Here is a 23,787-nt window from a genome sequence, read left to right as displayed (position 1 = left end):
ACGATGGCGGACGATCTCTTCGCCCTGGCGAAGTCCGCCATGCGGCGCGCCCACGCCCCTTATTCCCGGTTTCCGGTCGGAGCGGCGCTCAGGACGACCGACGGGCGCATTTTCGCCGGCTGCAATGTCGAGATCGTCAGCTTCCCCGAAGGCTGGTGCGCCGAGACCACCGCCATCGGCCATCTGGTGATGGATGGCGGCGGACGCATCGCCGAGATCGCCGTCGTTGCCGAAAAGCTGCCGCTGTGCAGTCCCTGCGGCGGCTGCCGGCAGCGCATCGCCGAATTCGCCTCGCCCGAGACGAAGGTGCATCTCTGCGACATCGACAGCGGCGTCCAGGAAACGGTGACCATGGCGGAACTCTTGCCGCGCGCCTTCGCGACGGAAAGCCTGTCGTGACGCCGGCCGCCGCATTCCTGCGCGAGCGGCTCGGGTCGCGGCGCCCGGTCGCGGCGATGGTGCTCGGCTCTGGTCTTGGCGCGCTGGTCGACGCGGTCGAGGACGCCGTGCGTATCGCCTTCGCCGACATTCCCGGATTTCCGGTCAGCGGCGTCACCGGTCACGCCGGGGAGGTGGTCGCGGGGCGACTCGGCGGCCGCGAGGTCCTGATCCTCTCGGGCCGGGTGCATTACTACGAGACCGGCGACGCGGCGGTGATGCGGCCGGTGATCGCGGCGGTGCGCGATCTCGGGGTCAAGACGCTTTTCCTCACCAATTCCGCCGGATCGGTGCGCGAGGATATCCCGCCCGGCTCGGTGATGATCATCGAGGACCATATCGGCTTTTCCGGCCGCAATCCGCTGATCGGCGAAGCGTCCGATGCCCGTTTCGTCGGCATGACCAGCGCCTACGATGCCGAGCTGCGGCGCCGGCTCGCCGAAGCGGCGAACGCCAGCGGCGAAACGCTCTTCGGCGGCGTTTATATGTGGTTTTCCGGGCCCTCCTTCGAAACGCCGGCCGAAATCCGGATGGCCCGCATTCTCGGCGCCGACGCCGTCGGCATGTCGACCGTGCCCGAGACGATCCTCGCCCGGTTTTTCGGCCTCAAGGTGCTGGCCGCCTCGGTCGTGACCAATTACGGTGCGGGGATGACCGGCGCCGAACTCTCCCACGCGGAGACCAAGGAGATGGCGCCCAAGGGCGGCGCGCGGCTGGCCCGCATCGTCCGCGAAATGCTGGAATCGGGAGGCTTCGATGGATGAGACCGCGCGGCGCCGAAGGGCGTCGAATCTGATCGCCTGTCTCGATCTCACCAATCTCGACGAGGGTTGCACGGAAGCCGATGTCGCGGCGCTTTGCGAGCGGGCCGCGACGCCCGCCGGGCCGACGGCGGCGATCTGCATCTGGCCGCGCTTCGTCGGCTTCGCCAGGACCCGCCTCGATCCCCGCATCAAGATCGCCACGGTGGTGAATTTCCCGCAAGGCGGTGATGACGTCGCGGCGACGGTGAAGGAGACCGAACAGGCCGTGGCGGACGGCGCCGACGAGATCGACATGGTGATTGCCTATCGCCGGCTCCCGGCCGAGCCCGCATTCGTCGAGGAACAGGTGCGAGCCGTGAAAGCCGCCTGCGGCGCCGCGCGGCTGAAGACGATCCTGGAAACCGGGGAACTCAAGGCGGCCGAGACGATCTGGCAGGCCGCCCATGCGGCGCTCAAGGGTGGCGCGGATTTCCTGAAGACCTCGACCGGCAAGGTCGCGGAGAACGCCACCCCGGCGTCGGCGCGGCTCCTGCTCGAGGCGATCGCGGAGGCCGGCGGCCATGTCGGCTTCAAGCCGGCGGGCGGCATCAAGCGTTTCGAGCACGCCGACGGTTACTACCAGCTTGCCGAGGCGATCTGCGGGAGGGGCTACGCGACTCCCGATCGCTTCCGGATCGGCGCTTCCAGCGTTCTCGGTGACCTTCTGGCCGTCGCGGCCGGCGCGGTGCGGGCGGGCGCCAAGGCCGGCTATTGATGCGGCTGCCGCAGGAGATCATCCGCGCCAAGCGCGACGGCGAAACGCTCGACGCGGCCGACATCAAGGCGTTCATCGATGGTTTTGCCGGCGAGCTTGTCACCGAGGGCCAGGTGGCGGCTTTCGCCATGGCGGTGTTCTTTCGCGGCATGGCCGGGCCGGAGACCGTGGCGCTGACCGAGGCGATGCTCCACTCCGGCGATGTCCTCGATTGGGCCGGCCTCGACCGGCCGGTGGTCGACAAGCATTCCACCGGCGGCGTCGGCGACAATGTCTCGCTGATGCTGGCGCCGATCGTGGCAAGCTGCGGCGCCGCCGTGCCGATGATCTCGGGACGCGGGCTCGGCCATACCGGCGGCACGCTCGACAAGATGGAGGCGATCCCCGGCTATAGCGTCACGCCGGACAACGCGACCTTCCGCCGGACCGTCGCGGATATCGGCTGCGCCATCATCGGGCAGACCGGGCGACTGGCGCCGGCGGACGGGCGCTTCTATGCGATCCGCGACGTGACGGCGACGGTGGAATCGATCCCGCTGATCACCGCATCGATCCTGTCGAAGAAGCTGGCCGAGGGGCTCGACGGCCTCGTGCTCGACGTGAAATCGGGGGCCGGCGCCTTCATGACCTCGCATGAGGATGCGCGGGCGCTGGCCGCGAGCCTCGTCGCGGTCGCCAACGGCGCCGGCCTTCGCACGACCGCCTTGCTGACGCGCATGGACGAGCCGCTGGCGTCGGCCGCCGGCAATGCCGTCGAGGTCCGCAATGCCGTCCGCTTCCTGACCGGTGCGCAGCGCGATGCCGCGCTCGAAGAGGTGACGCTGGCGCTGGCGGCCGAAATGCTGCTCTCGGCCCGCCTCGCGCCGGATCTTGCCGACGGGCGGAGAAAGGCGGAAGCCGCGCTGAGCGACGGGCGGGCGGCCGAGACTTTTGCCAAAATGGTCGCGGCGCTGGGCGGTCCCGCTGATTTCGTCGAGCGGATGGAGGACTATCTGCCGGCGGCGCCGGTTGTCCGTGACGTCCTGTCGGAAGAGGACGGTTTTATCGCGACGGTCGACGCGCGCCGGCTCGGCCTTGCCGTGGTCGAACTCGGCGGCGGGCGGACCCGGCCGCAGGATGCCGTCGACCACGCTGTCGGCTTGAGCGATCTGGCGCCGATCGGCCGCCGGCTGATGCGCGGCGAGCCGCTCGCCCGCGTGCATGCGCGCGACGAGATGACTGCGAAGAGGGTGGAGGCGGCGCTCCGCGAGGCCTATGGGCTGTCCGACGAAGCGGTCGAATGGGATGCCTCGGCTGTCCTGGACCGCTTCGGCTGAGTCGGGCAACCGGTTCCGGGCGGGACATGTCCGCAAAAAATGTTGGTCTGCCTTGAGCCCATTTCTACGATCTGATGGGTGGTCGCTACTGGATTACAGCTACTGCAATTTCAAGTTCTGATGGCCCGTTGCGGTCGCGCACAATATGCTTGAAGCTGTCATGAGCTTGGAAATCAGGAAAAATATTCCTGCCTGCGAAACCGGGAGGAGATATGCGTCACCCCTGTGCGGCGAATACCAACGGGAAACGGGAAATTTCGCCCTGGATGATGGAAAAGCAGGCAGAAAAACCAGCTGGTTATGACGTTTCCGCTCCGCGGTAGAGCGTCAAAAGATAGGCACAAAAAGTCACGAGCCAGGCAGCCATCGCTATCCAGGAAAATGCGGTGGGCAGGAACGTGAGAAAATGAAAATCCATTGCGCGCCCCATCTGGTGCGTACTGACCGCGTACATTCCGAGTGGGAACACCGCCCCCCAATAAAGCGGGTCGTATTTCAGCGGGAAGCGTTTGTAGATGTGTCGCCAAACGCCGAGAATAATCAACATCGGGATCCACCAGGTTCCGGTTGCCCAGTAAAAAACCGTGAACCCCTTCATGAATGGTACGATGGAGTTCAAAAATGGGGCATCTTCTGAGTTGATAATCAGCAACGAACCGGCGAGTGTCGAAATCGCCATTGCTCCCATGTTGATCCAATAAGGTGGTGAAAGATCGCTAGGAGAAAATCGAAAAAATGTATAGCGATAGAAGATCAACGACATCATCCATATGTAAAGCATGCCACCCCATAGCCACATTGAAAGCGCCAAGAAATTCAAATCAAGCCGATATGGTTGTTCGATTTGCACTGCCAGCAAAGATGCTAGCACCGCAATCGATTGCGTCGCCACAACAGCGAGCAACCAAGCACCACTGATACCTCGATCAAGTGGAGGCTTGTCCTCCTTGATGGTGAATGCAGTAAAAATTGTGTAGGTTAGACCGAGCCAAAGAACCAGAGCGACAAACCAGAGTGTGAAGCCAGCGACCGGGTTCTGTGCGAGAATTACGAACTCGCTACCCAGAATGCTTGATGCCGCGGCCATGGTGAAAAACCCCGGCCCGCGCAAATGATCAGTCATATCCGTAAAAAAACGTTTGTGATGGTGAATTATGCGCAGAACTGTCAGCCACCACAAGACAATATAGGCGATAATCGCGATCAAAAAAAGTCCCCACGCCACTACAGGCAGATCGATCTGATTTGCGGCGAGCGAAACTATGCCTGTTGCCATTACCATCCCGAAATAGGCTGGTGAAAGTGTGGTTAAATCTGGATGCCACAATCTATTCAACAACGATGTCGGTTGCGGTGTTTCCAGCTTGCCCGACATGACAACCCCCACAAATGACCATTGTTTGCTCAATCACGTCCGGTTTCTTGTTAATTCAACAAGATCCGTGGAAAGATATTTCTGGTCAGCCTCGAGATGCGAGGCATGTCGCATTTCGGGCGCACAGTAATTCAAGCATGCTCACTTTGTCCGCACAGCGGACCAATATGGTTTGCGGGCATGACCCCGACGAGCGGACTACTGGCTCAGCGTCAGCCGGCCATCCTCGATCTCGAATTTCGACAGACGGCTCAGAAAACTCATGCCGAGCAGGGTGACCGGCAGGGTGCCGTCCTGGGTGACCAGCGCCTCGACGTCGCGCAGCTCGATCGGTCCGAGCTGGAGACGGGCGATGCTGGCGAGTGCCGCTCTGGTCTCGCCATTGGCGGTCTGCACCCTGTGGCGATAATCGGCCATGCCGGGGACGATGCCGAGTTGGCGCGCGGTGGTCTGGTCGAGTGCGACGTAAGTCGCGCCGGTGTCGACGAGCACCGGGACGGGCCGGCCGTTCATCCGCGCGTCGGCGCGAAAGTGACCGCTGGCATCGGCGCGCAGCAGCGCCAGGCGGCCGGACGGCGGTGCCTCCACCGCGGCCTCGATTACCTCGGGCGGGGCGTCGATCGTCTCGACCTGTCCGGTGAGCATGCGGGAGCGGTATTCCTCGAAGGCCGAGGGAGCCGCCAGCGCGACCATCGAGGACAGGACGAGGAGGAATACGAATTTCTGCATCGGCCGATCCGCGCCGTTTCGGGAAACCGGATCAGCGTAGCGTCCCGTCGTTAACGTCCGCGAAAGGGCTTGGTGGCCTGCCCGTTGATTTCGTCGGCGCGGTTGCCAATGCGTTAACGCCCCGCCGGGCTGAATGCCGGCGGAGGCCATGTCGCTGTGGCCGCTATTTGGTGCCGTACATCCGGTCGCCGGCGTCGCCGAGGCCGGGCACGATATAGCCCTTGTCGTTGAGATGGCTGTCGATCGCCGCGGTGAACACCGGAATATCCGGGTGCGCGACGCAAAACCGCGCGACGCCCTCCGGCGCGGCGAGAAGGCAGAGGAAGCGAATGTTGCGGGCGCCGCGCTCTTTCAGCTTGTCCATCGCCGCGATGGCGGAATTGGCGGTCGCCAGCATCGGATCGACGACGATTACCAGCCGGTCCGCCAGATCGTCCGGCGCCTTGAAGTAATATTCGACCGGCTGCAGCGTCTCATGGTCGCGATAAAGGCCGATATGGGCGACCCGCGCCGCCGGCACGAGGTCGAGCATTCCTTCCAGGAGGCCGTTGCCGGCCCGCAGGATGGAGGCGAAAACCAGCTTCTTGCCTTCCAGCACCGGCGCGTCCATCGCCTCCATCGGCGTTTCGATGCGAATGGTGGTGAGCTCGAGATTGCGCGTCACCTCGTAGCAGAGCAGCGTCGAGATCTCGCGGAGCAGCCGGCGAAAGCTCGCCGTCGAGGTCTCCTTCTTGCGCATGATGGTGAGTTTGTGTTGGACCAGCGGGTGGTCGATGACGGTGACGCCGTCCATGGGGCCTCGCTTTCTGCCTGCGGATTGGCCGAAGCTCTAATGCCTTGACGGCGGCGCGCCAAGCGAAATGGCGTCGAGCATCAGCCTGTCGAGAAGCCGCTCGCGGGTCTTTGCATCGACGAAGGCGGCCTCGATGGCGTTGCGGGTGAGGGCGAGCAGCCCGGCCCGGCCGATCCCGGCATCTTCGGCAAAGCGGTATTCGGCGCCAAGATCGGTTGCGAAGAAGGGCGGGTCGTCGGAGTTCAGCGTTACCTTGACGCCCGCCTCGATCAGGCGGCGAAGCGGGTGCGCGGCGGCATCGGGAAAGATGTCGAGCGCCAGATTCGAGCCGGGACAGACTTCGAGGACGATGCCCTCCGCCGCGATTCGCCTGACGAGATCGGCGTCCTCGATGGCACGGACGCCGTGGCCGATGCGTTGCGGCTTCAGCGCCGCGATGGTCTCGCGCACGCTGTCGGCGCCGCACAGCTCGCCGGCATGGGCGGTCAGGCCGAAACCGGCATCGCGCGCGATGTCGAAGGCCCTGGCGAAGTCGCGCGGCGCGAAGCTGCGCTCGTCGCCGGCCAGGCCGAAGCCGGTCAGAAGCGGCTCCGACACGGCGCCGGCGACCGCAAAGCGCGCGGCGGCCTCGACCCGCTCGGCGCCCAGATGCCGGACGCCGACGACGATCATCCGGGCTTCGATGCCGGTGGCGCGGCGGGCGCGGCGGACGCCTTCGCCGAGGCCCGCGAGATACGCTTGCGGCACGGTTCCTCCCGCCTCGGCATGATCGGGCGAGATGAAGAACTCGGCATGGATCGCCCCGGCGCCCGCGAGCCGCGTCAGATGATCCTCGGCGAGCCGGGCGAAGTCGTCCTCGCTCCGAAACACCGTCGCGGCGCGGTCGTAAGCGGCGAGGAAGCTGGTGAAGTCGTGCCAGACATAGGCGCCGTCGCGGATGATGCCGCCGAGATCGATACCGTGCCGCTGGGCTAATTCGAGGACCAGCGTCGGATCGGCCGTGCCCTCGATATGGCAGTGCAATTCCGCCATGGGCACTGTGCCGCCCCGGCCGGCGTGGGCGACCGCCGGGGCGTTGTCGTTGCTCAAAGGAAGCTGGTTCCGTAGCGGCCGGCCGGCAGGCCGAGATGGGCGGCGATGCTTTCGCCGATATCGGCGAAGGTCTCGCGATGGCCGATGCTGCCCGGGGCGATATCGGGGCCGAACACCAGCACGGGCACGTTCTCGCGGGTGTGGTCGGAGCCGCGCCATGTCGGATCGCAGCCATGGTCGGCGGTGGCGATGGCGATGTCACCGGGGCGAAGGCGGGCTTCGAGCTCGGGCAGGCGGGCGTCGAAGGCCTCCAGCGCGGCGGCATAGCCGGCGACGTCGCGGCGGTGGCCGTAGAGCATGTCGAAATCGACGAAATTGGCGAAGATCAAATCGCCGTCCGCCGCGTCGTCGAGGGCGCCGAGCATGGCATCGAACAGCGCATCATTGCCGTCGCCCTTGCGCACTTCGGAAATGCCCTGATGGGCGAAGATGTCGCCGATCTTACCGATCGCGATCACCCGCCGGCCGGTGTCGACGGCGCGGTCGAGCAGCGTCGGTTCCGGCGGCGGCACGGAATAGTCGCGCCGGTTGGCGGTGCGGCGGAAGCTGTCCGATGTTTCCCCAGTGAAGGGCCGGGCGATGACCCGGCCGATATTCAACGGATCGACATGCCGGCGCGCGATGGCGCAGAGGTCGTAGAGACGCTCAAGGCCGAAATGGGTTTCGTGCGCGGCGATCTGCAAAACGCTGTCGGTCGAGGTGTAGAAGATAGGCTTGCCGGTGCGGATGCTGTCTTCGCCGAGTTCGGCGATGATCTCCGTGCCCGATGCATGGCATTGGCCGAGAACGCCCGGGATATCGCTGTCGTCGGCGATCTGCTGGATGAGGGACGCCGGGAAGGCGGGAATCTCCTGCGGGAAATAGCCCCAGTCGAAGAGCACCGGAACCCCGGCGATCTCCCAATGCCCCGAAGGCGTGTCCTTGCCGTGTGAAACTTCCCCTGCGGAGCCCCAAAGGCCGACGCATGCCTCGCTCGATGATTGACCGGCGGCGCGGTACAGGCCGAGCCGGCGGAGGTTGGGAAGGGCGAGGGGGCCGCTGCGCAGACCATCGCCATCGGCTTCGCCGCGTTCCGCCGCCGCGAGGATATGGCCGAACGTGTCAGCCCCCGCGTCACCGAAGCTTGCCGCATCGCGCGCGCCGCCGATGCCGAAGGAATCGAGAACCATGAGAATCGCGCGCGCCAAAGGCATGTCTCCGCTACGGTGGATTTCCCTGAATCCCTCCGTGGCGAAGATAGTTCGTCGGGCTCGATTGGATAGGGGCGCCGAGGCGCCCCGAAAATTCCATCAGGAGACTGGTCTTGGGTCTTTGTCGATCCGGCGCCTAGTGATCCGATTTCGACATTTGCATCCCGCTTGGAGCACCCTGACAAGCAAATGTCGAAATCAAAGGACCACTAGCAAATTTATGACTCTCGTGGATTTTTCAAATTTGACATTTGATTACGAGCCCGCCGCACATGGGTATCAAATGTTAAATTCAATCCACTAGCGCGCGGCGGCTTCGTTCGCCATCGCCTGACGAATGACGTATTGCTCGTTTGCCTGCTGGAAGCTTCCCGGATCGTCACCGATGGTCACGGTCGGCTCGCATTTCGGCGCGCAGGCGTAGGTGATCCGGCTCGCCTGACGATAGACGCGGACCGTGTTGTTCTCGAAGGTCTGCACCGCGACCTGTTCATCGAGGATCATGTCGCCGGCCTGGTCGAGAATGACGATGTTGGTGATGCCGTAACTGCGCCCGGTCAGAACCAGTCTTTCGGAATTCAACACCTCGACATCGACGATCGCCGGGTTGCCGACGATGACCGTGGCGGCGGGACGGTCGATCTCGATGATTCTGGCATGGTCGACAGCGACGCCGAGGATCGCACCGTGATCGTTGGCATGCGCTCCGACGGAGAGAAGGCCCAGAATCATGGCAGGCAACACGAGGCTGAGAAGGCGATTCATGAGACGTGTCCCGGTTACTCGGATTACCATCAGCGTGATCTATACGACAATGCGGTAAACGGAGGATTAATTAGCCATCGTAAGCATTTTTTAAGTATTAGTTAGGGAAGTGAATGTAATAAAAAATCAACCAAAAACCTTAAGCCGATTGCAACATCGTGGGGGTAACGTCCCCCCTATCCGATCGACGAAAACAGTCGGCGGGTTTGCTGCCAATCGGATTTAAGGAGTTCCCATGTCCAAGCATTTCATGCGCTTCATCAACGATGAGTCCGGCGCTACCGCGATCGAATACGGCCTCATCGCCGCCCTGATCGGTACCGCCATCATCGCCGCCGTCACCACCGTCGGCACCAACCTGACGAGCACCTTCACGACCATCGGCACGAACATCGCGCCGAAGCCTTAAGTACCATGTGCTCCCGGGACTGCGAGGCGGGGACTTTCGGTCCCCGTCTCCATTTAAGGGAGCGACCCGGGCCTTGGCAGGTTGATAACCTCCTGCTTCCCGGTGGTCGCCGGTCTCCGCAAGCGGCGAAGCCAACGCAAGATTGGGGTTAGGAATGCTGACAGTCGCCATTCTGACCTTGTTCCCCTTCGCAATGATTTACGCCGCCAGCTCCGATCTCGTCTCGATGACGATCGCGAACTGCGTTTCGGCGGCGCTCGTTCTGGGATTTTTGGCGATCGCGCTGCTGCTGGGTATGCCGCTCGGCCAAATTGCGCTGCATCTCGGTGTCGGGCTGCTTTGCCTTGCCGTCACCTTCGGATTGTTCGCGGCAGGCTGGATCGGCGGCGGCGACGCCAAGCTCATGGCCGTGACGGCCCTGTGGTTCGGCCCGTCGGCCGATCTCATCGAGTATCTTCTTCTGGGTTCGATTTTCGGCGGGTTCCTGACCCTGGGGCTGCTGCTGTCCCGGGTGGTTTTCGCGCCGGTGACGGGGGTCGATTTCATCGATCACCTGCTTCAGCGCGATACCGGGATTCCCTACGGCATCGCCCTCGGCGCCGCCGGCCTGACGGTCTATTCCGACAGCGTCTGGATGGACATCGCGCTCGGCGGATGGGCAGGCAGTCCGTTCTGACCGAGCCATAGACGCCGGCCCGCGCCGCGCTGTCAGAGTTCGTTAACCATACATTGAGGGTTTGTCGGCGATAACCGATGCGAACAGCCGCGAATGTGCGGCCCAGTTGGCGGGAGTTGTCCGATGAATCTTGCACGCATCGCGGTCGTGGCGGTCGCCCTTGTCGCGGCTGCAGGTGCCGGCTTCGTCGCTCTCAATCTCGCTCAGCCGGCGCCGGCTGAGCCGGTGATCATCACGGCCGCTCCGGCCGAACCTCCGATCAAGCTTGCGGACGTGCTCGTCACCACGACGGAGGTCGCGATGGGTGGGTCGATCAATGCCGTCCTCGGCTGGCAGAAGTGGCCGGAGGAAGGCATCGGGCCGACGCTGATCGTGCGAACCGATCGCCCGGACGCGATCGAGGAGCTCGAGGGCTCGATCGCCCGACAGTCCTTTTTCGCCGGCGAACCGGTGCGCGAATCCAAGCTGATCCGCGCCGATCGCGGCTTCATGTCGGCGATTCTGCCTGCGGGCAAGCGCGCCGTCGCCATCCAGATCGCGGCGGATACCTCCGCCGGCGGCTTCGTGCTCCCGAACGACCATGTCGACATCATCATGACCCGCCGGACAGCCAGTTCGGACGGTCGCGCCGAGAAAGTCACGACCGAAACGGTGCTGCGCAACCTCCGCGTTCTCGCGATCGATCAGACGATCGAGGAGAAGGACGGGGAGAAAGTCGTCGTCGGATCGACGGCGACGCTCGAGGTCGATCCGGATCAGGCCGAAGCGCTGACCGCCGCCCAGCAGATCGCCGACCGGCTGGTGCTGTCGCTGCGCTCCCTCGCCGATTCGGTGCCCGGCTCACCCGGCTACGCCGCCTTCCTGCTGGCCCAGGAAAACTCCCAGCGCGGCAAGATCAAGGTCGTGCGCTACGGCCAGTCCACCGACATCACAACGTCCAAATGACAGGCAGGTCGATGAGCTCTTCCAACCGATCCGACATGTTGCTTGCCCTGCTCCGCCGGGCCGTCGTGGGACTTGCCGGCGTCTCGACCGCATTGACGCCCGTCTTCGCGCCGCTCCCCGCGTCGGCCGAACCCACCGTCGTCAACGTCCGGCAGGCGAGCCAGACAATCAATCTCGGTCTCAACAAGACCAAGGTCATCGTGCTGGCGGCCGACGCCCACGATATCCTCGTCGCCAATCCGGCGGTGGCCGACGCGGTGACAAGGGATGCGCGCCGCATCTACATCTTCGGCAAGCAGATCGGCCAGACGAACATCGTCGTCTTCGATCGCCAGAATCGCCAGATCGCCTCGATCGACCTGAAAATCGAGCGAGATATCAGCGGACTGGAGGCGTCGATCCGCAAATATGTGCCGTCCTCCGACGTCACGATCGAAATGCTGAACGACAATGTCGTCCTCACCGGTATGGTCCAGACGCCCCAGGACGCGGCCAAGGTGGAACGGCTGGCGCGCATCTTCGTCACCGGCGGCGAGGGTACGACGGGCCAGTATATCCAGTCGGCAACCGCGACCGGCGGCGCCGGTGGCGGCAACAGCGACGTCGCCTTCGCCCAGGAGGACCGGCGCCAGAGCCAGATCGTCAATCTATTGCAGATCCAGGGTCAGGATCAGGTGACGCTGAAGGTGACGGTCGCCGAGGTGCAGCGCTCGGTCGTCAAGCAGCTCGGATTCAGCGGCAGCGCGTCGGACGGCATTTCCTATGCCAATATCGACAATCCTTTCGGCCTGGGTAAGGCGATCAGCAACACGTTAGCGAAAACCGCCGGCAGCATCGGCGGGTTCGACATCACCAGTCAGATCAACGCCATGGAACAGGCCGGTGTGATGCGCACGCTGGCCGAACCCAGCCTGACCGCGATTTCCGGCGAAAAGGCGAGCTTCAAGGTCGGTGGCGAGTTCAATATCCCCCAAGGCAAGTCGGAGAAGGCGGAAAAGCGGACGCCGATCCTCAACGCGGCGGGCAATATCGTCGGGTACGACACCGAGGCGGCCTCGGTCGAATACAACACCGAGAAGATCGATTACGGCATCGGCCTCGACTTCACCCCGGTGGTGCTCTCCGCCGGTCGCATCAGCCTGAAGATCCGCACCAGCGTGTCGGAGCCGACCTTCGAGAGCCCGTTCAGCTTTCCAGGCGGGGTCGCGCCGGGGGTGACGCCGCCCGGCATCCGCAAGCGCCTCGCCGACACCACGGTCGAGCTTCCCTCGGGCGGCTCGCTGGTCATCGCCGGCCTCGTCCGCGACGAAGTGCGCCAGGTCATTTCGGGAACGCCGGGCCTTTCCAAGATCCCCATCCTCGGCAGCTTGTTCCGCAGCCGTGACTTCCAGCGCTACGAGACCGAACTCGTCATCATCGTGACGCCTTATCTGGTGCGGCCGGTGGCGCGACAGGCGCTGGCGCGGCCCGACGATGGCCTCGGCTTTTCCAGCGACGGGGCCGGCAACTTCCTTGGTCGGATCAATCGCGTCTACGGCCATATGGAAACCAAGCTGCCCCCCGGCCGGTATCACGGCGTCGTCGGCTTTATCTACAAATGACCGGTTCGAGGAGATCGCAGATGAAAGACCTTTTCGAATGCCGGGGCGGTGACCGACGGTCGGTCCGTCTGCGTGCGAGCACGATCCTGGCGCTCGGCGCGCTGCTGATCGCCGGCGGATGCGCCAATGTGCAGCATGTGGAGGTCGGTTCCATCCCGGACGACTATCGCACGCGCCATCCGATCGTGGTCTCGGAGGCCCAGACGGCGGTCGATATTCCGGTCGTCGCCTCCGACGCGAGCCTATCCTATGCCGATCGCGGCCGCGTCGAGGATTTCGCCGACCGGTTCCGCGCTTCCGGCGCCGACACGATCCAGGTGCTGCTGCCGATGGGATCGGCCAATCAATACGCCGCAGACCGTTTGTCCGGCGGCATCGTCAAGGCCTTGCGCGGACGCAAGATCGCCCGCGACCGGATCTTCGTTCAGCCCTATTCAGCGGCTGGGGCGAGCGGACCGACGCCGATCCGCCTCGCCTATTCGTCGTTGGTCGCCAAGACCGGCCCCTGTGGCCGCTGGCCCGAGGATCTCGGGAACACCTCAGAAAACAAGAACTATTTCAATTTCGGTTGCGCCAGCCAGCAGAATCTCGCCGCCCAGATCGCCGATCCGCGCGATCTTCTGTCGCCGCGCGGCATGGATTCGAGCGACGCCGAACGGCGGACCACGATTCTCGAGAAATATCGCAAGGGCGAGCGGACGATGGCGCAGCCGAACGACACGGAGGCTGACTACCAATGGTAACCGCGGAGACGATCAGGGACGACGTGTCGTTCGACGCACCGGACGACGTGGAGGACGCGAGCGTCGGGCTGGACAAGGTCCGGCCGATGCCGCGGATATCGATCCAGGCCTTCTGCGAAACCGACGGGGTCTCCAAGCCGATCGAAAAGGCCGGCGAGGATCGCCGCATGGCGAAGACGCATCTGCGCGTCAACATGGGCGGCATTCGCGCGGCGGTCGAGCATTTTTCCGGGGCGCCGACGCCCAATCTGGTCTTGCTTGAATCGAAGCTGCCGCCGGGTGAACTTCTCGTCGAACTCGAGGCCTTGTCGGAGGTCTGCGACCCCGGCTCCAAGGTGGTCATCATCGGCCACTACAACGATGTCTCGCTCTATCGCGATCTCGTGCGCCGGGGCATCTCGGAATATCTCGTCGCACCGATCTCGATCGCCGACGTCATGACCGTGATCGGGGCGCTGTTCACCGCCCCCGACGCCGAGCCGCTCGGCCGTTCGATCGCCTTTGTCGGCGCCAAGGGCGGTGTCGGGTCCTCGACGATCGCCCATAACGTCGCCTGGTCCATTTCCAAGCTGTTTTCGAACGACGTTGTGCTCGCCGATCTGGATCTGCCGTTCGGCACGGCGAACATCAATTTCGACCAGGACCCGGCCCAGGGTATCGCGGAAGCGGTGTTTTCCGCCGAACGAATGGACGATGTGCTGCTCGACAGGCTGCTGTCGAAATGCGCCGAACACCTGTCTTTGCTGGCGGCGCCGTCCGTTCTCGACCGGACCTACGACTTTTCCGCCGATGCCTTCACCGCGCTGATCGAAACGGCCCAGCGAGGCGCGCCCATCGTCGCGCTCGACGTGCCGCATGTCTGGAACGACTGGACCCGGAGCGTCCTGGCGGATGCCGACCAAATCGTCATCGTCGCGACGCCGGATCTCGCCAATCTGCGCAATGCCAAAAACCTCGTCGACATGCTGAAGAAGCTGCGGCCGAACGATCCTGCGCCGCATCTCATCCTGAACCAGCTGGCGATCCCCAAGCGGCCCGAAATCTCGCCGGAGGAATTCTCCGAGCCGCTCGGGCTCGAGCCGATCGCCCAGATTGCGTTCGATCCGCTGGCATTCGGCAATGCCGCCAATAACGGTCAGATGATCGCCGAGATCGACGCCAAGCACGCCGCCGTCGAGGCCTTCCATCAGATTGCCCATGTCCTGACCGGGCGCGGCGAGCCAAAGAAACAAAGAAAATCGGGTCTGTTGGACCGTCTCCGTCGCAAATAGGCGCAGCCAAACCACCTTCTGGAGCAGCATCATCATGTTTGGAAAGCGCGGGAACGACAAGCCGCTCGACGGCGCGGCCGCCGTGGCGGCGCCTCCGAAGCCGGCGCCTCCGAAGCCGGCCGCGCCGCCGGCAGACAGCGCTCGGCCGGCCGAACCACCCGCACGTGCGAAAACGCCGCCGGCCGGGACGCATGTCGAGGCGCCTCGACATGCCGAGAGCGCGCCGATGGCGCGATCCGACAATTATTACGAGCGCAAGACCCAGGTCTTCGCGGCGCTGATCGATACGATCGACCTTTCGCAGCTCGCCAAGCTGGATGTCGAGAGCGCCCGCGAGGAGATCCGGGACATCGTCAACGACATCGTCTCGATCAAGAATTTCGCGATGTCGATCGCCGAGCAGGAGGATCTTCTCAGCGATATCTGCAACGATGTGCTCGGCTACGGACCGCTGGAGCCGCTGCTCGCCCGAGATGACATCTCCGACATCATGGTCAACGGCGCTCGCCAGACCTTCATCGAAGTCGCGGGCAAGGTCCAGCAGACCAATGTGCGGTTTCGCGACACGCAGCAGCTGCTCAACATCTGCCAACGGATCGTCAGCCAGGTCGGCCGACGCGTCGACGAAACCTCGCCGATCTGCGACGCGCGCCTGCCGGACGGCTCCCGCGTCAACGTCATCGCGCCGCCGCTGGCGATCGATGGCGCGGCCCTGACGATCCGCAAGTTCAAGAAGGACAAGCTGACGCTCGACCAGCTCGTCAATTTCGGCGCCATTTCGCCGGAGGGCGCGCAGATCCTGCAGATCATCGGCCGGGTGCGCTGCAACGTCGTCATTTCCGGCGGCACCGGCTCGGGCAAGACGACGCTGCTCAACTGCCTGACCCGCTACATAGACGAAGACGAGCGCATCATCACCTGCGAGGATTCGGCCGAACTGCAGTTGCAGCAGCCGCATGTCGTCCGGCTGGAAACCCGCCCGCCCAATATCGAGGGCGAGGGTGAGATCACCATGCGCGATCTGGTCAAGAACTGTCTGCGCATGCGTCCCGAGCGGATCATCGTCGGCGAGGTGCGCGGACCCGAGGTCTTCGATCTCCTGCAGGCGATGAACACCGGCCATGACGGCTCGATGGGCACGATCCACTCCAACTCGCCGCGCGAATGTCTCAACCGTATGGAATCGATGATCGCCATGGGTGGTTTCTCGCTGCCCTCACGGACGGTCAAGGAGATCATCGTCGGCTCCGTCGATGTCATCGTCCAGGCCGCGCGGCTGCGCGACGGCTCGCGCCGGATCACCCACATCACCGAAGTGCTCGGCATGGAGGGCGACGTGATCACCACCCAGGATCTGTTCGTCTACGACATGGTCGGCGAGGACGCGCAGGGCCGAATCCTCGGCCGCCATCGTTCGACCGGGGTCGGGCGGCCGGCATTCTGGGATCGCGCCCGCTACTACAACGAGGAACAACGCCTCGCGGCGGCGCTCGACGCGAGTAACGCCGCCGAGCCGGCGAGGGACACGTGATGCTGACGTCGGCGGCGGGTCTCCTCTTCATTCTTTTGTCGATGGTCGCGGCCGGCGGTCTCGCCTATGCCTTCCTGCAGCCTCGCATCGCGGCCGAGAAGAAGGTCGAGATCCGGCGTTCTCAATATACGCGCGACGAAGGCGACCGCGCCTCGCTGAAAGTGGCGCGCGACCGGCTTCAGGAGCAATCCAAGCGACGCAAGACGATCCAGTCCTCGCTGAAGGATCTGGAAGACCGTCAGAAGGAGCGCGACAAGCATACTGGCAAGCTCACCTTGAAGCGCCGGCTGGAGCAGGCGGGACTTCCGTTGACGGTCGGGCATTTCGCGGCGATCAGCGTCGCCTTGGCGATCCTGGGCGTCTTGGTCGCGCTACTCTTCGGCCTGTCGTGGATTTTGACGCTGGGGGTCGCGATCTTCGCGGGGCTCGGACTTCCCCGCTTCATGCTCGCCCGCGCGCGAAAGCGGCGCCTGCAGAAATTCGTCGACCAATTTCCGAACGCCGTCGATCTCATCGTGCGCGGTGTCAAATCCGGCTTGCCGTTGAACGACACGCTGAAGATGGTTGCCAGCGAAATGCAGGAACCGGTGCGCAGCGAGTTCCAGAAGATCATGGAGACGCAGCAAATGGGCGTTTCGATCTCCGAATCCGTCGAGCGGCTCTATCGAAGCGTGCCGATCCCGGAGACCAATTTCTTCTCGATCGTCATCACCATCCAGGCGCAGGCCGGCGGCAATCTGTCCGAGGCGCTGGGCAATTTGTCCAAGGTGCTGCGCGACCGCAAGAAGATGAAGGGCAAGATTCAGGCGATGTCGATGGAGGCGAAGGCCTCAGGCGGTATCATCGGCTCCCTGCCCATCATCGTCGGCGGCCTCGTTTACCTGACGACCCCCGACTACATCTCGATCCTCTTCACCACCGATACCGGAAAGATCATTCTCCTCGCCTCGGCGATCTGGATGGCGCTCGGCATCTTCACCATGAAGAAAATGATCAATTTCGACTTCTGACCGGCGACGGATCGCCGACGCCTGGCCATGGGCCACAAGAGACCGGTAGAAAGGCAGCATCCGACGATGGAATCGGTGTTTCAATATTTCGGCGTCTCGGGGTCGCTCGTCGTCAGCGTGGTGATCGCGGTCGCGGTGTTCACCACCCTCGTCACGATCACCCTGCCGCTGCTCGCCGGCAACCAGCTCAAAAGCCGTATGAAGGCGGTGGCGCTGGAGCGCGAGCAGGTGAGGGCGCGAGAGCGCGCGCGGCTGGCCATCGAAAAGGAACAGGGCCGCAGCGGCGGCTTGCGCCACCAGGACAGCACCGGCATCGTCGCGCTGGTCGTCAGCAGCCTGAACCTGCGCAAGGCGCTGGTCGACGACAAGACGGTCGCCAATCTGCGGGTCGCCGGCTATCGGGGCCAGCGACCGCTGACCCTCTTCCTCTTCGCCCGCGCGATCATGCCCCTGCTCATGCTGGCCCTTGCCGTGTTCTACGTTTTCGGTCTCGGGCTTTTTGCGACGCAGCCGACGATGTTTCGCGTCCTGGGCTGTATCGGCGTCGCCTATTTGGGATTTTACGCGCCGATCCTGTTCGTCAGCAACCAGGCGACCAAGCGCCGTCTTTCGATTACTCGCGCTTGGCCGGACGCGCTCGATCTTCTGTTGATCTGCGTGGAATCGGGCAATTCCATCGAGGCCGCTTTCCGCCGGGTCGCCGAGGAAATCGGCATCCAGTCGATCGCGCTGGCAGAAGAGCTCGTTCTGGTTTGCGCCGAGTTGTCCTATCTGCCGGATCGCAAGGTCGCCTACGACAACCTCGCCGCCCGGACCGGCCTCGAGGGCGTGCGCTCCGTCTGCACCGCGCTCGTCCAGGCCGAGCGCTACGGCACGCCGCTGGGCACCGCGCTGCGTACGCTGTCGCAGGAAAATCGTGACATGCGCATGAACCTGGCGGAGAAGAAGGCCGCCGCGCTGCCGCCCAAGCTGACGGTGCCGATGATCATCTTCTTCCTGCCCGTGCTGTTCGCCGTCATTATCGGCCCGGCGATCATCCAGGTGATGGAGACGCAATAGGCCAGACGCGGCAAGGCGCCGCCATCGTCGCGTCGCGCTTTCCGGCAACTGGCGGTCCATGACGCGAAAAAGGGCGAAGCCCGCGCTCCGCCCTTTCTTGTTCCTGTACGGTGGCGAAGCGGCGTCAGCTCTCGCCGCCATCCTTGTCCTTCAGCATCGACCAGGTGTTCTGCTGGGCCAGCATCTCCTTGAGATAGGTGACGTTGGCCTGCGCCTCCTTGGGCGAAAGCTCCGCCGCGGCGATCGTCTCGGCTTCCGCGAAGCGGCCCTGCAGGCCGACGACCAACGCCAGGTTCTGGCGCACGCGGCTGTCGCTGCCGGGCCGTGCGGCCGCCGCGCGAAGGTATTTTTCGGCCGCCGGCAGATCGTTCGCCAAGAGGTAGGACATGCCCAGGTTGGACAGGATCGTCGGCTCGTCCGGCGCCATGTCCAGCGCCTTGCGATACAGCACCCTGGCCTCGTCCGATTGGCCCAGCTGGTCGAGGATGGCGCCCTCGGCCGAATAAAGCCGCCAGTCCGGATAGTCCGGCGTCTGGGCACGGCGCACGGTCTCCAGCGCCTTCGGCAGATCGCCCGCAGCCGCCAGCGCCTTGCCATAGGCGGCCAGCACGTTGCGATCCTTGGGGTGGGCGATAGCCACCTGCTGCATCACTGCCAGGGACTGGTCGTTGCGACCGGCCATCTGCAGGGTGGCGGCATAGGAGAGGCCCGTCGCCTTGTCCTTGGAATTCTTTTCATACGCCTGGCCGTAGGAGGCCACCGCGTTCTGCAGTTCGCCGGACGACATCTGCGCCACCGTGCGGCCTGACGCCGGCTTGCTGACGGAGCCCGTAATCTCGTTGGAAACCGACGCGCACCCCTGGGTGAGTGCGAGAACCAGGGCGGCACCGACGAGAAGCCCCTGTCTCGATCGACGAATCGGTCTAGTTTCGCGCCCGACCATGAACTGCTCCCGTTTCGCCCGCGGATGACTGTTTGGCCGGCATTGATGCTACGGCCCGTGGCGGAGAGAATAATTTGTTAACCCTAACGGCCGGTTAATCCGTCGCCGCCGAAACAAGGAACCCGGCTCCATGACCGTTACCCTCGTCAGCGCCAAGACCGCCGCCGCCTTGCCCGTCTGGACCGCGGATAAGGCCGGCCTCAAGGCCCTGCCGGCCGCGACCGCGCATTGGGCGAAAACCGCGCGGTTCTCGGCCGAGGCGGGAGCCGTGCTGATCGTGCCGGACACGAAAGGCAACGTCGCCGGCGCGGTTCTCGGTCTCGGCAAGGGCGGCGCCGGAGAGGGTGCGACGCAACGCCGCGCGCTGTTGGCGGGTCCGCTCGCCGGCAAGCTGCCGGCAGGGGATTGGTATTTCGCCGACGACACCGCCATCGACGGGCCGCTCGCTGCGCTGGCGCTCATTCTCGGCGGCTATCGCTTCGACCGCTACCGGTCGTCGAAAACGGCCGAAGGCGGTGACGGTGACATCCGCTTTCTTGCCGCCGAAGGGTCCGACAGGGCGGACATCGAAAGCATCGCCGCGGGCGTCTTTCTCGCGCGCGATCTGATCAACACGCCGACCAGCGATATGGGACCGGCCGAACTGGAGGGTGCCGTGCGCTCGCTCGGCGATGGGTTCGGCGCGCGCGTCGAGACGATCGAGGGCGACGCGCTTCTCGAGCGGAACTTTCCGATGATCCACGCCGTCGGCCGGGCGAGCGCGTCGGCACCGCGGCTGCTCGATCTCTGCTGGGGCCGGCCGGAGGATCCGAAGCTGACGTTGGTCGGCAAGGGGGTCTGCTTCGATACCGGGGGCCTCGACATCAAGCCCGCGTCCGGCATGTTGCTGATGAAGAAGGACATGGGCGGCGCCGCCAACGTGCTCGGCCTCGCCCGCATGGTGATGGCGGCCAAGCTACCGGTGCGCCTGCGCGTGCTGATCCCGGCTGTCGAGAACGCGATTTCGGGCGATGCCTTCCGGCCGGGCGATGTCCTGACCAGCCGCAAGGGCAAGACGGTCGAGATCGGCAACACCGACGCCGAGGGGCGGTTGGTGCTGGCCGACGCGCTGGCGCTGGCCGACGAGGAAGCGCCGGATCTCCTGATCGACATGGCGACGCTGACCGGCGCGGCGCGGGTGGCGCTCGGACCCGACATCGCGCCGTTCTATACGGACGATAGCGCGCTCGCCGGCGAGATCGCGCAAGCCGGCCTCGATGTCGCCGACCCGGTCTGGCGAATGCCGCTCTGGCAACCCTATGCGGCGAACCTTGCCTCCAAGATCGCCGACACCAACAATATCACCAGCGACGCCTTCGCCGGATCGGTGACCGCGGCGCTGTTCCTGCAAGGCTTCGTCGAAAAGGCCAATAGCTGGTCGCATTTCGACGTCTATGGCTGGCGGCCGAAGCCAAGCCCGATCGGGCCGGTCGGCGGTGAGGCGCAGGCGATCCGGGCGCTGTTCGCGGTTCTCAAGACGCGCTTTCCGGCACGGTGAGGAAACTGACGCCATGACATCGCCTCTCGATTCCCGTCTCAACGCGTTCCGCGATGATCTCGCCGATGTCCGATTGCAGGGGCGGGTGGAAGCCACGCGCTTCGTCCGCGGCGAGGAATGCCGCATCCTCACTCCGCTGGCGCCGGTGCGCCGTCGTCCCTCGCCCGACGCGCCGCTCGACACCGAGGCGCTGTTCGGCGAACCGGTGACGGTCTTCGAGATTGACGCCGAGGGTTGGTCCTGGGTGCAGCTCGGCACGGACGGCTATGTCGGTTACGTTCCGAGCGTGGCGATCGGCCACCTCGGCGCCGCACCGACCCACCGAGTTTGCGTGCCCCGGACGCTGCTGTTTCCCGGTCCCGACATCAAGCTGCCGCCGCTGCACGATCTTCCGATGGGCGCGTTGGTCACCGTCACCGGCGCGGCCGAGGATCACAACGCGCGCTACGCGATGACCCAGCCCCATGGCGCCGTGGTGGAACAGCATCTGAAGCCGCTCGGAACCATGGAGCAGGATTTCGTGGCGGTTGCCGAGCGGTTTGTCGGCGTGCCCTATCTGTGGGGCGGCAAGAGCGCGTCGGGCATCGATTGCTCCGGTCTTGTCCAGATATCGTGCCAGATGGCCGGCATCGCCGCGCCGCGCGACACCGACATGCAGGAGCGCGCGCTGGGCACCCACATCGCCGGCTGCGAGTTAGGTCAGTCGGCGCAGGATGCGAGCGGAAAACCGGTTTCCACTTTTTCCCATTCCGCTCGGGAACGCGGCGACCTCGTCTTCTGGAAGGGCCATGTCGGCATCATGCTGGACGGCACACGGCTCCTCCACGCCAACGCCCATCACATGCTGACCGCGATCGAGCCGCTGGCCGCCGCGATCGCGCGGCTGGAGGCGAAGGGGGCGGCAGTGACCAGCATCAGGCGGATGGACACGAGCCCCGCTGCGTAATTGCAATATGCTTTCAACCAGTTATCCCCCCCCGACGGGCGATCCGGATCATGATTCAAATTCCCCTCAGTAATCCGGGAAGCGATTCCGAGGAGTTCAAAAAAATTTGCTGAGGTGGTCCTGCGTCAAACTACCGCGGGGAAATTGCCGGAACGCTGGGGGCTTCACCTCTCCAGGTAAGGAATTGTTAGGCACCTATGCGTAATCCCTCATAATCTGTTCTTGCGAGATCGGGCGTCGATTAACTGCGCTTCAGAAAGTAAATCCGAGAAATATGGTATTCTAAGGGAGACTGAAAATAATGAAACTTTCGGATATGAAGTTTTCCTCGCGAATAGGAATAATCGACGCGATCTGTATTTCTGGCATGCTGAACCTCGTCGCCATCTTCGCCGTCAACCAGAGGATTCGCGCGGGCTACGCTGGCGCGATCGAGATCGCGCAGAATACGGCGCATAAATTTGGAACTCACAGCCGAATCTCTATCCCTCGTAAGGAAATTTTCCCATGCGCTTGAAAATCGGAAGCACGCTATACGTCTTCGCGGCCGTGGTCGGCGGTGCGTTCATCATTTCATCGCTGATCAGCTTCGGCGTTCTCGAGCGTTTGAAGGTAAATGGTCCTCTCTACGGACATATCGTGCAAAGCAAGGATCTCCTTGCCGATATCCTGCCACCGCCGGAATATATCATCGAGCCCTATCTGGAGGTCGTCTCCGCGAATGCCGGTTATACCCAACCTGCCGGCGTCGAACAGCGCTTGTCCGACCTGAAGAAGGTCTACGACGAGCGGCATGAGTATTGGCTGGCCTCCGACCTTCGCGCCGATATCAAGAAGCTGATCACGGTCGATACGCACCGCTACGCACAGGAATTCTGGAATACCGTCGATAGCGAATTTCTTCCTGCGCTGGCGGCTCGGGACGTGTCGGCTCGGGACAAGGCGTTCCAGGCTGTGTCGGCGGCGTATCATGCGCATCGGGCGATCATCGATGAACTCGTCGAAACCGCGAATGCCAGAGGCATCGAGCTGGAGAGTGAAGCGGCGTCGGAAAGCACGCTTGGCACGACGGGTCAGATCGTTAGCGGGCTTCTCGCGCTTCTGATTCTGGCCGGCGGTATTTTCTTTATCATTCGGCGGGTCGTGCGCCCGTTGGCCGCCATGTCGACGGCTATGAACGAGCTGTCCTCGGGCGATCTCGATGTGGTCGTGACGGGAGCCGATCGTCCTGATGAAATCGGCGATCTGGCGCGGGCGCTTGAAATCTTCAAGTCAGCGGAGGTCGAGAAGCGTCAGCTCCAGGCCGATGCGCTGGAGACGGAACGTCGCTCCAAATTGGAACTCGCGACGACCTCAGAAAATGCCGCGACGAATGCGCGTAACCTTCTCATCCAGAACCTCGGGCCGGCTTTCGAAAGGCTGGCCGACGGCGACCTGACGGTCAGACTGGACGACAGCATTGGCCACGACTTCAGCGAAGTACGTGATCAATTCAACGCTAGTGTCGGCAAGCTGGAGGATGCGATCGGCGGTGTCGTCACCTCGATCGGCTCGATCCGCACGGGTCTCGCCGAGATCAACACGGCCTCGAACGACCTGTCGCAGCGCACCGAGCAGCAGGCGGCCAGCCTGGAAGAGACGGTTGCGGCGCTGGGCGAGGTGACGACGGCGGTGAACCAGACCGCCGAGGGCGCCGGCAAGGCGCAGACGGCGGCGAGTTCCGCCCGTGGCAAGGCCGAAAAGGGCGGCGAGATCGTTGGCCAAGCGGTTGCGGCGATGAGCCAGATCGAGAAATCCTCCGAGCAGATCAACCAGATCATCTCGGTGATCGACGAGATCGCCTTCCAGACCAATTTGCTGGCCTTGAATGCGGGCGTCGAGGCGGCGCGGGCCGGCGAGG

24 protein-coding genes are annotated in these 23,787 nt (G+C 64.0%); 17 read left to right on the top strand and 7 right to left on the bottom strand.

Translation table 11 applies throughout. The features are described from left to right. Positions 1–3 precede the first annotated feature (3 nt). From VSX60_RS18140 to deoA, 4 genes are read left to right on the top strand one after another with little or no spacing between them, the layout of a single operon-like run. Positions 4–399, top strand: coding sequence for a cytidine deaminase (locus VSX60_RS18140; RefSeq protein WP_327625672.1), 396 nt, complete (start codon positions 4–6; stop codon positions 397–399). Then, the gene (locus VSX60_RS18135; protein ID WP_442873122.1) at positions 396–1,202 is read left to right on the top strand and encodes a purine-nucleoside phosphorylase; all 807 of its coding nucleotides are present in this window, start codon (positions 396–398) and stop codon (positions 1,200–1,202) included. The genes VSX60_RS18140 and VSX60_RS18135 overlap by 4 nt, the downstream gene beginning before the upstream one ends. Further along, positions 1,195–1,956, top strand: coding sequence for a deoxyribose-phosphate aldolase (deoC, locus tag VSX60_RS18130; RefSeq protein WP_327625671.1), 762 nt, complete (start codon positions 1,195–1,197; stop codon positions 1,954–1,956). The genes VSX60_RS18135 and deoC overlap by 8 nt, the downstream gene beginning before the upstream one ends. Then, a complete protein-coding gene (gene deoA / locus VSX60_RS18125) occupies positions 1,956–3,272 on the top strand; it encodes a thymidine phosphorylase (RefSeq protein ID WP_327625670.1) in 1,317 nt (438 codons plus the stop codon). Before deoC ends, deoA begins: the two co-directional genes overlap by 1 nt. Before the next feature lie 298 nt (positions 3,273–3,570). On the opposite strand, the gene VSX60_RS18120 is transcribed toward deoA, so the two are convergent. The 6 genes from VSX60_RS18120 to VSX60_RS18095 form a co-directional block, all read right to left on the bottom strand. Next, positions 3,571–4,680: a tellurite resistance/C4-dicarboxylate transporter family protein gene (locus VSX60_RS18120; RefSeq protein ID WP_327625669.1), complete on the bottom strand. Its 1,110-nt coding sequence runs from the start codon at positions 4,678–4,680 to the stop codon at positions 3,571–3,573. A 165-nt stretch (positions 4,681–4,845) separates the two neighbouring features. Next, entirely contained in the window at positions 4,846–5,376 is a 531-nt protein-coding gene (locus VSX60_RS18115; protein ID WP_327625668.1) for a retropepsin-like aspartic protease family protein, read from the bottom strand. 163 nt (positions 5,377–5,539) lie between these two features. Next, positions 5,540–6,169, bottom strand: coding sequence for a uracil phosphoribosyltransferase (gene upp, locus VSX60_RS18110; protein WP_327625667.1), 630 nt, complete (start codon positions 6,167–6,169; stop codon positions 5,540–5,542). Positions 6,170–6,205: 36 nt separating this feature from the next. Then, on the bottom strand, positions 6,206–7,201 hold the full coding sequence (locus VSX60_RS18105) for an adenosine deaminase (protein ID WP_327625684.1): 996 nt from the start codon (positions 7,199–7,201) through the stop codon (positions 6,206–6,208). A 53-nt stretch (positions 7,202–7,254) separates the two neighbouring features. Beyond that, the gene (locus VSX60_RS18100; protein WP_327625665.1) at positions 7,255–8,448 is read right to left on the bottom strand and encodes a phosphopentomutase; all 1,194 of its coding nucleotides are present in this window, start codon (positions 8,446–8,448) and stop codon (positions 7,255–7,257) included. Positions 8,449–8,751: 303 nt separating this feature from the next. Next, positions 8,752–9,216: a pilus assembly protein N-terminal domain-containing protein gene (locus tag VSX60_RS18095; RefSeq protein WP_327625664.1), complete on the bottom strand. Its 465-nt coding sequence runs from the start codon at positions 9,214–9,216 to the stop codon at positions 8,752–8,754. Positions 9,217–9,451: 235 nt separating this feature from the next. Between VSX60_RS18095 and VSX60_RS18090 the strand changes: the two genes are divergently transcribed. The 9 genes from VSX60_RS18090 (at position 9,452) to VSX60_RS18050 (ending at position 18,461) form a co-directional block, all read left to right on the top strand. After that, positions 9,452–9,625 (top strand): Flp family type IVb pilin, encoded by a 174-nt coding sequence (locus VSX60_RS18090; RefSeq protein WP_327625663.1) that lies wholly within the window; start codon positions 9,452–9,454, stop codon positions 9,623–9,625. 154 nt (positions 9,626–9,779) lie between these two features. After that, positions 9,780–10,301, top strand: coding sequence for an A24 family peptidase (locus VSX60_RS18085; RefSeq protein WP_327625662.1), 522 nt, complete (start codon positions 9,780–9,782; stop codon positions 10,299–10,301). A 123-nt stretch (positions 10,302–10,424) separates the two neighbouring features. Then, positions 10,425–11,246: a Flp pilus assembly protein CpaB gene (cpaB, locus tag VSX60_RS18080; protein WP_327625660.1), complete on the top strand. Its 822-nt coding sequence runs from the start codon at positions 10,425–10,427 to the stop codon at positions 11,244–11,246. After that, the gene (locus VSX60_RS18075; RefSeq protein ID WP_442873121.1) at positions 11,243–12,847 is read left to right on the top strand and encodes a type II and III secretion system protein family protein; all 1,605 of its coding nucleotides are present in this window, start codon (positions 11,243–11,245) and stop codon (positions 12,845–12,847) included. Before cpaB ends, VSX60_RS18075 begins: the two co-directional genes overlap by 4 nt. Before the next feature lie 20 nt (positions 12,848–12,867). Next, positions 12,868–13,590, top strand: coding sequence for a CpaD family pilus assembly protein (locus VSX60_RS18070; RefSeq protein ID WP_327625658.1), 723 nt, complete (start codon positions 12,868–12,870; stop codon positions 13,588–13,590). After that, complete coding sequence (locus tag VSX60_RS18065; RefSeq protein ID WP_327625656.1) at positions 13,584–14,861, top strand: AAA family ATPase; 1,278 nt, start codon at positions 13,584–13,586, stop codon at positions 14,859–14,861. The genes VSX60_RS18070 and VSX60_RS18065 overlap by 7 nt, the downstream gene beginning before the upstream one ends. 34 nt (positions 14,862–14,895) lie before the next feature. Further along, positions 14,896–16,392 carry a CpaF family protein gene (locus VSX60_RS18060; RefSeq protein WP_327625655.1) on the top strand — a complete coding sequence of 499 codons (1,497 nt, stop codon included), beginning with the start codon at positions 14,896–14,898 and terminating at the stop codon, positions 16,390–16,392. Continuing rightward, complete coding sequence (locus VSX60_RS18055) at positions 16,392–17,402, top strand: type II secretion system F family protein (protein ID WP_327625654.1); 1,011 nt, start codon at positions 16,392–16,394, stop codon at positions 17,400–17,402. The genes VSX60_RS18060 and VSX60_RS18055 overlap by 1 nt, the downstream gene beginning before the upstream one ends. A 66-nt stretch (positions 17,403–17,468) precedes the next feature. Then, positions 17,469–18,461 carry a type II secretion system F family protein gene (locus VSX60_RS18050; protein WP_327625653.1) on the top strand — a complete coding sequence of 331 codons (993 nt, stop codon included), beginning with the start codon at positions 17,469–17,471 and terminating at the stop codon, positions 18,459–18,461. A gap of 124 nt (positions 18,462–18,585) precedes the next feature. Here the strand turns inward: VSX60_RS18050 and VSX60_RS18045 are convergent, their stop codons facing one another. Next, on the bottom strand, positions 18,586–19,404 hold the full coding sequence (locus VSX60_RS18045; RefSeq protein WP_327625652.1) for a tetratricopeptide repeat protein: 819 nt from the start codon (positions 19,402–19,404) through the stop codon (positions 18,586–18,588). 130 nt (positions 19,405–19,534) lie between these two features. Between VSX60_RS18045 and VSX60_RS18040 the strand changes: the two genes are divergently transcribed. The 4 genes from VSX60_RS18040 to VSX60_RS18025 form a co-directional block, all read left to right on the top strand. After that, the gene (locus VSX60_RS18040) at positions 19,535–20,941 is read left to right on the top strand and encodes a leucyl aminopeptidase family protein (protein WP_327625651.1); all 1,407 of its coding nucleotides are present in this window, start codon (positions 19,535–19,537) and stop codon (positions 20,939–20,941) included. A gap of 13 nt (positions 20,942–20,954) precedes the next feature. After that, on the top strand, positions 20,955–21,887 hold the full coding sequence (locus VSX60_RS18035) for a C40 family peptidase (RefSeq protein WP_327625650.1): 933 nt from the start codon (positions 20,955–20,957) through the stop codon (positions 21,885–21,887). 301 nt (positions 21,888–22,188) lie between these two features. Then, positions 22,189–22,404, top strand: coding sequence for a hypothetical protein (locus tag VSX60_RS18030; RefSeq protein ID WP_327625649.1), 216 nt, complete (start codon positions 22,189–22,191; stop codon positions 22,402–22,404). Beyond that, on the top strand, positions 22,395–23,787 hold a 1,393-nt coding region (locus tag VSX60_RS18025; protein WP_327625648.1), incomplete at its 3' end, for a methyl-accepting chemotaxis protein. The genes VSX60_RS18030 and VSX60_RS18025, both read left to right, overlap by 10 nt.

The organism is Aurantimonas sp. A3-2-R12 (assembly GCF_036016755.1).
In the GTDB taxonomy this organism is placed as follows: domain Bacteria; phylum Pseudomonadota; class Alphaproteobacteria; order Rhizobiales; family Rhizobiaceae; genus Aurantimonas; species Aurantimonas coralicida_A.
Note: the sequence above shows the minus strand (reverse complement) of the source record. Positions and strands in the feature narration are given on the sequence as shown.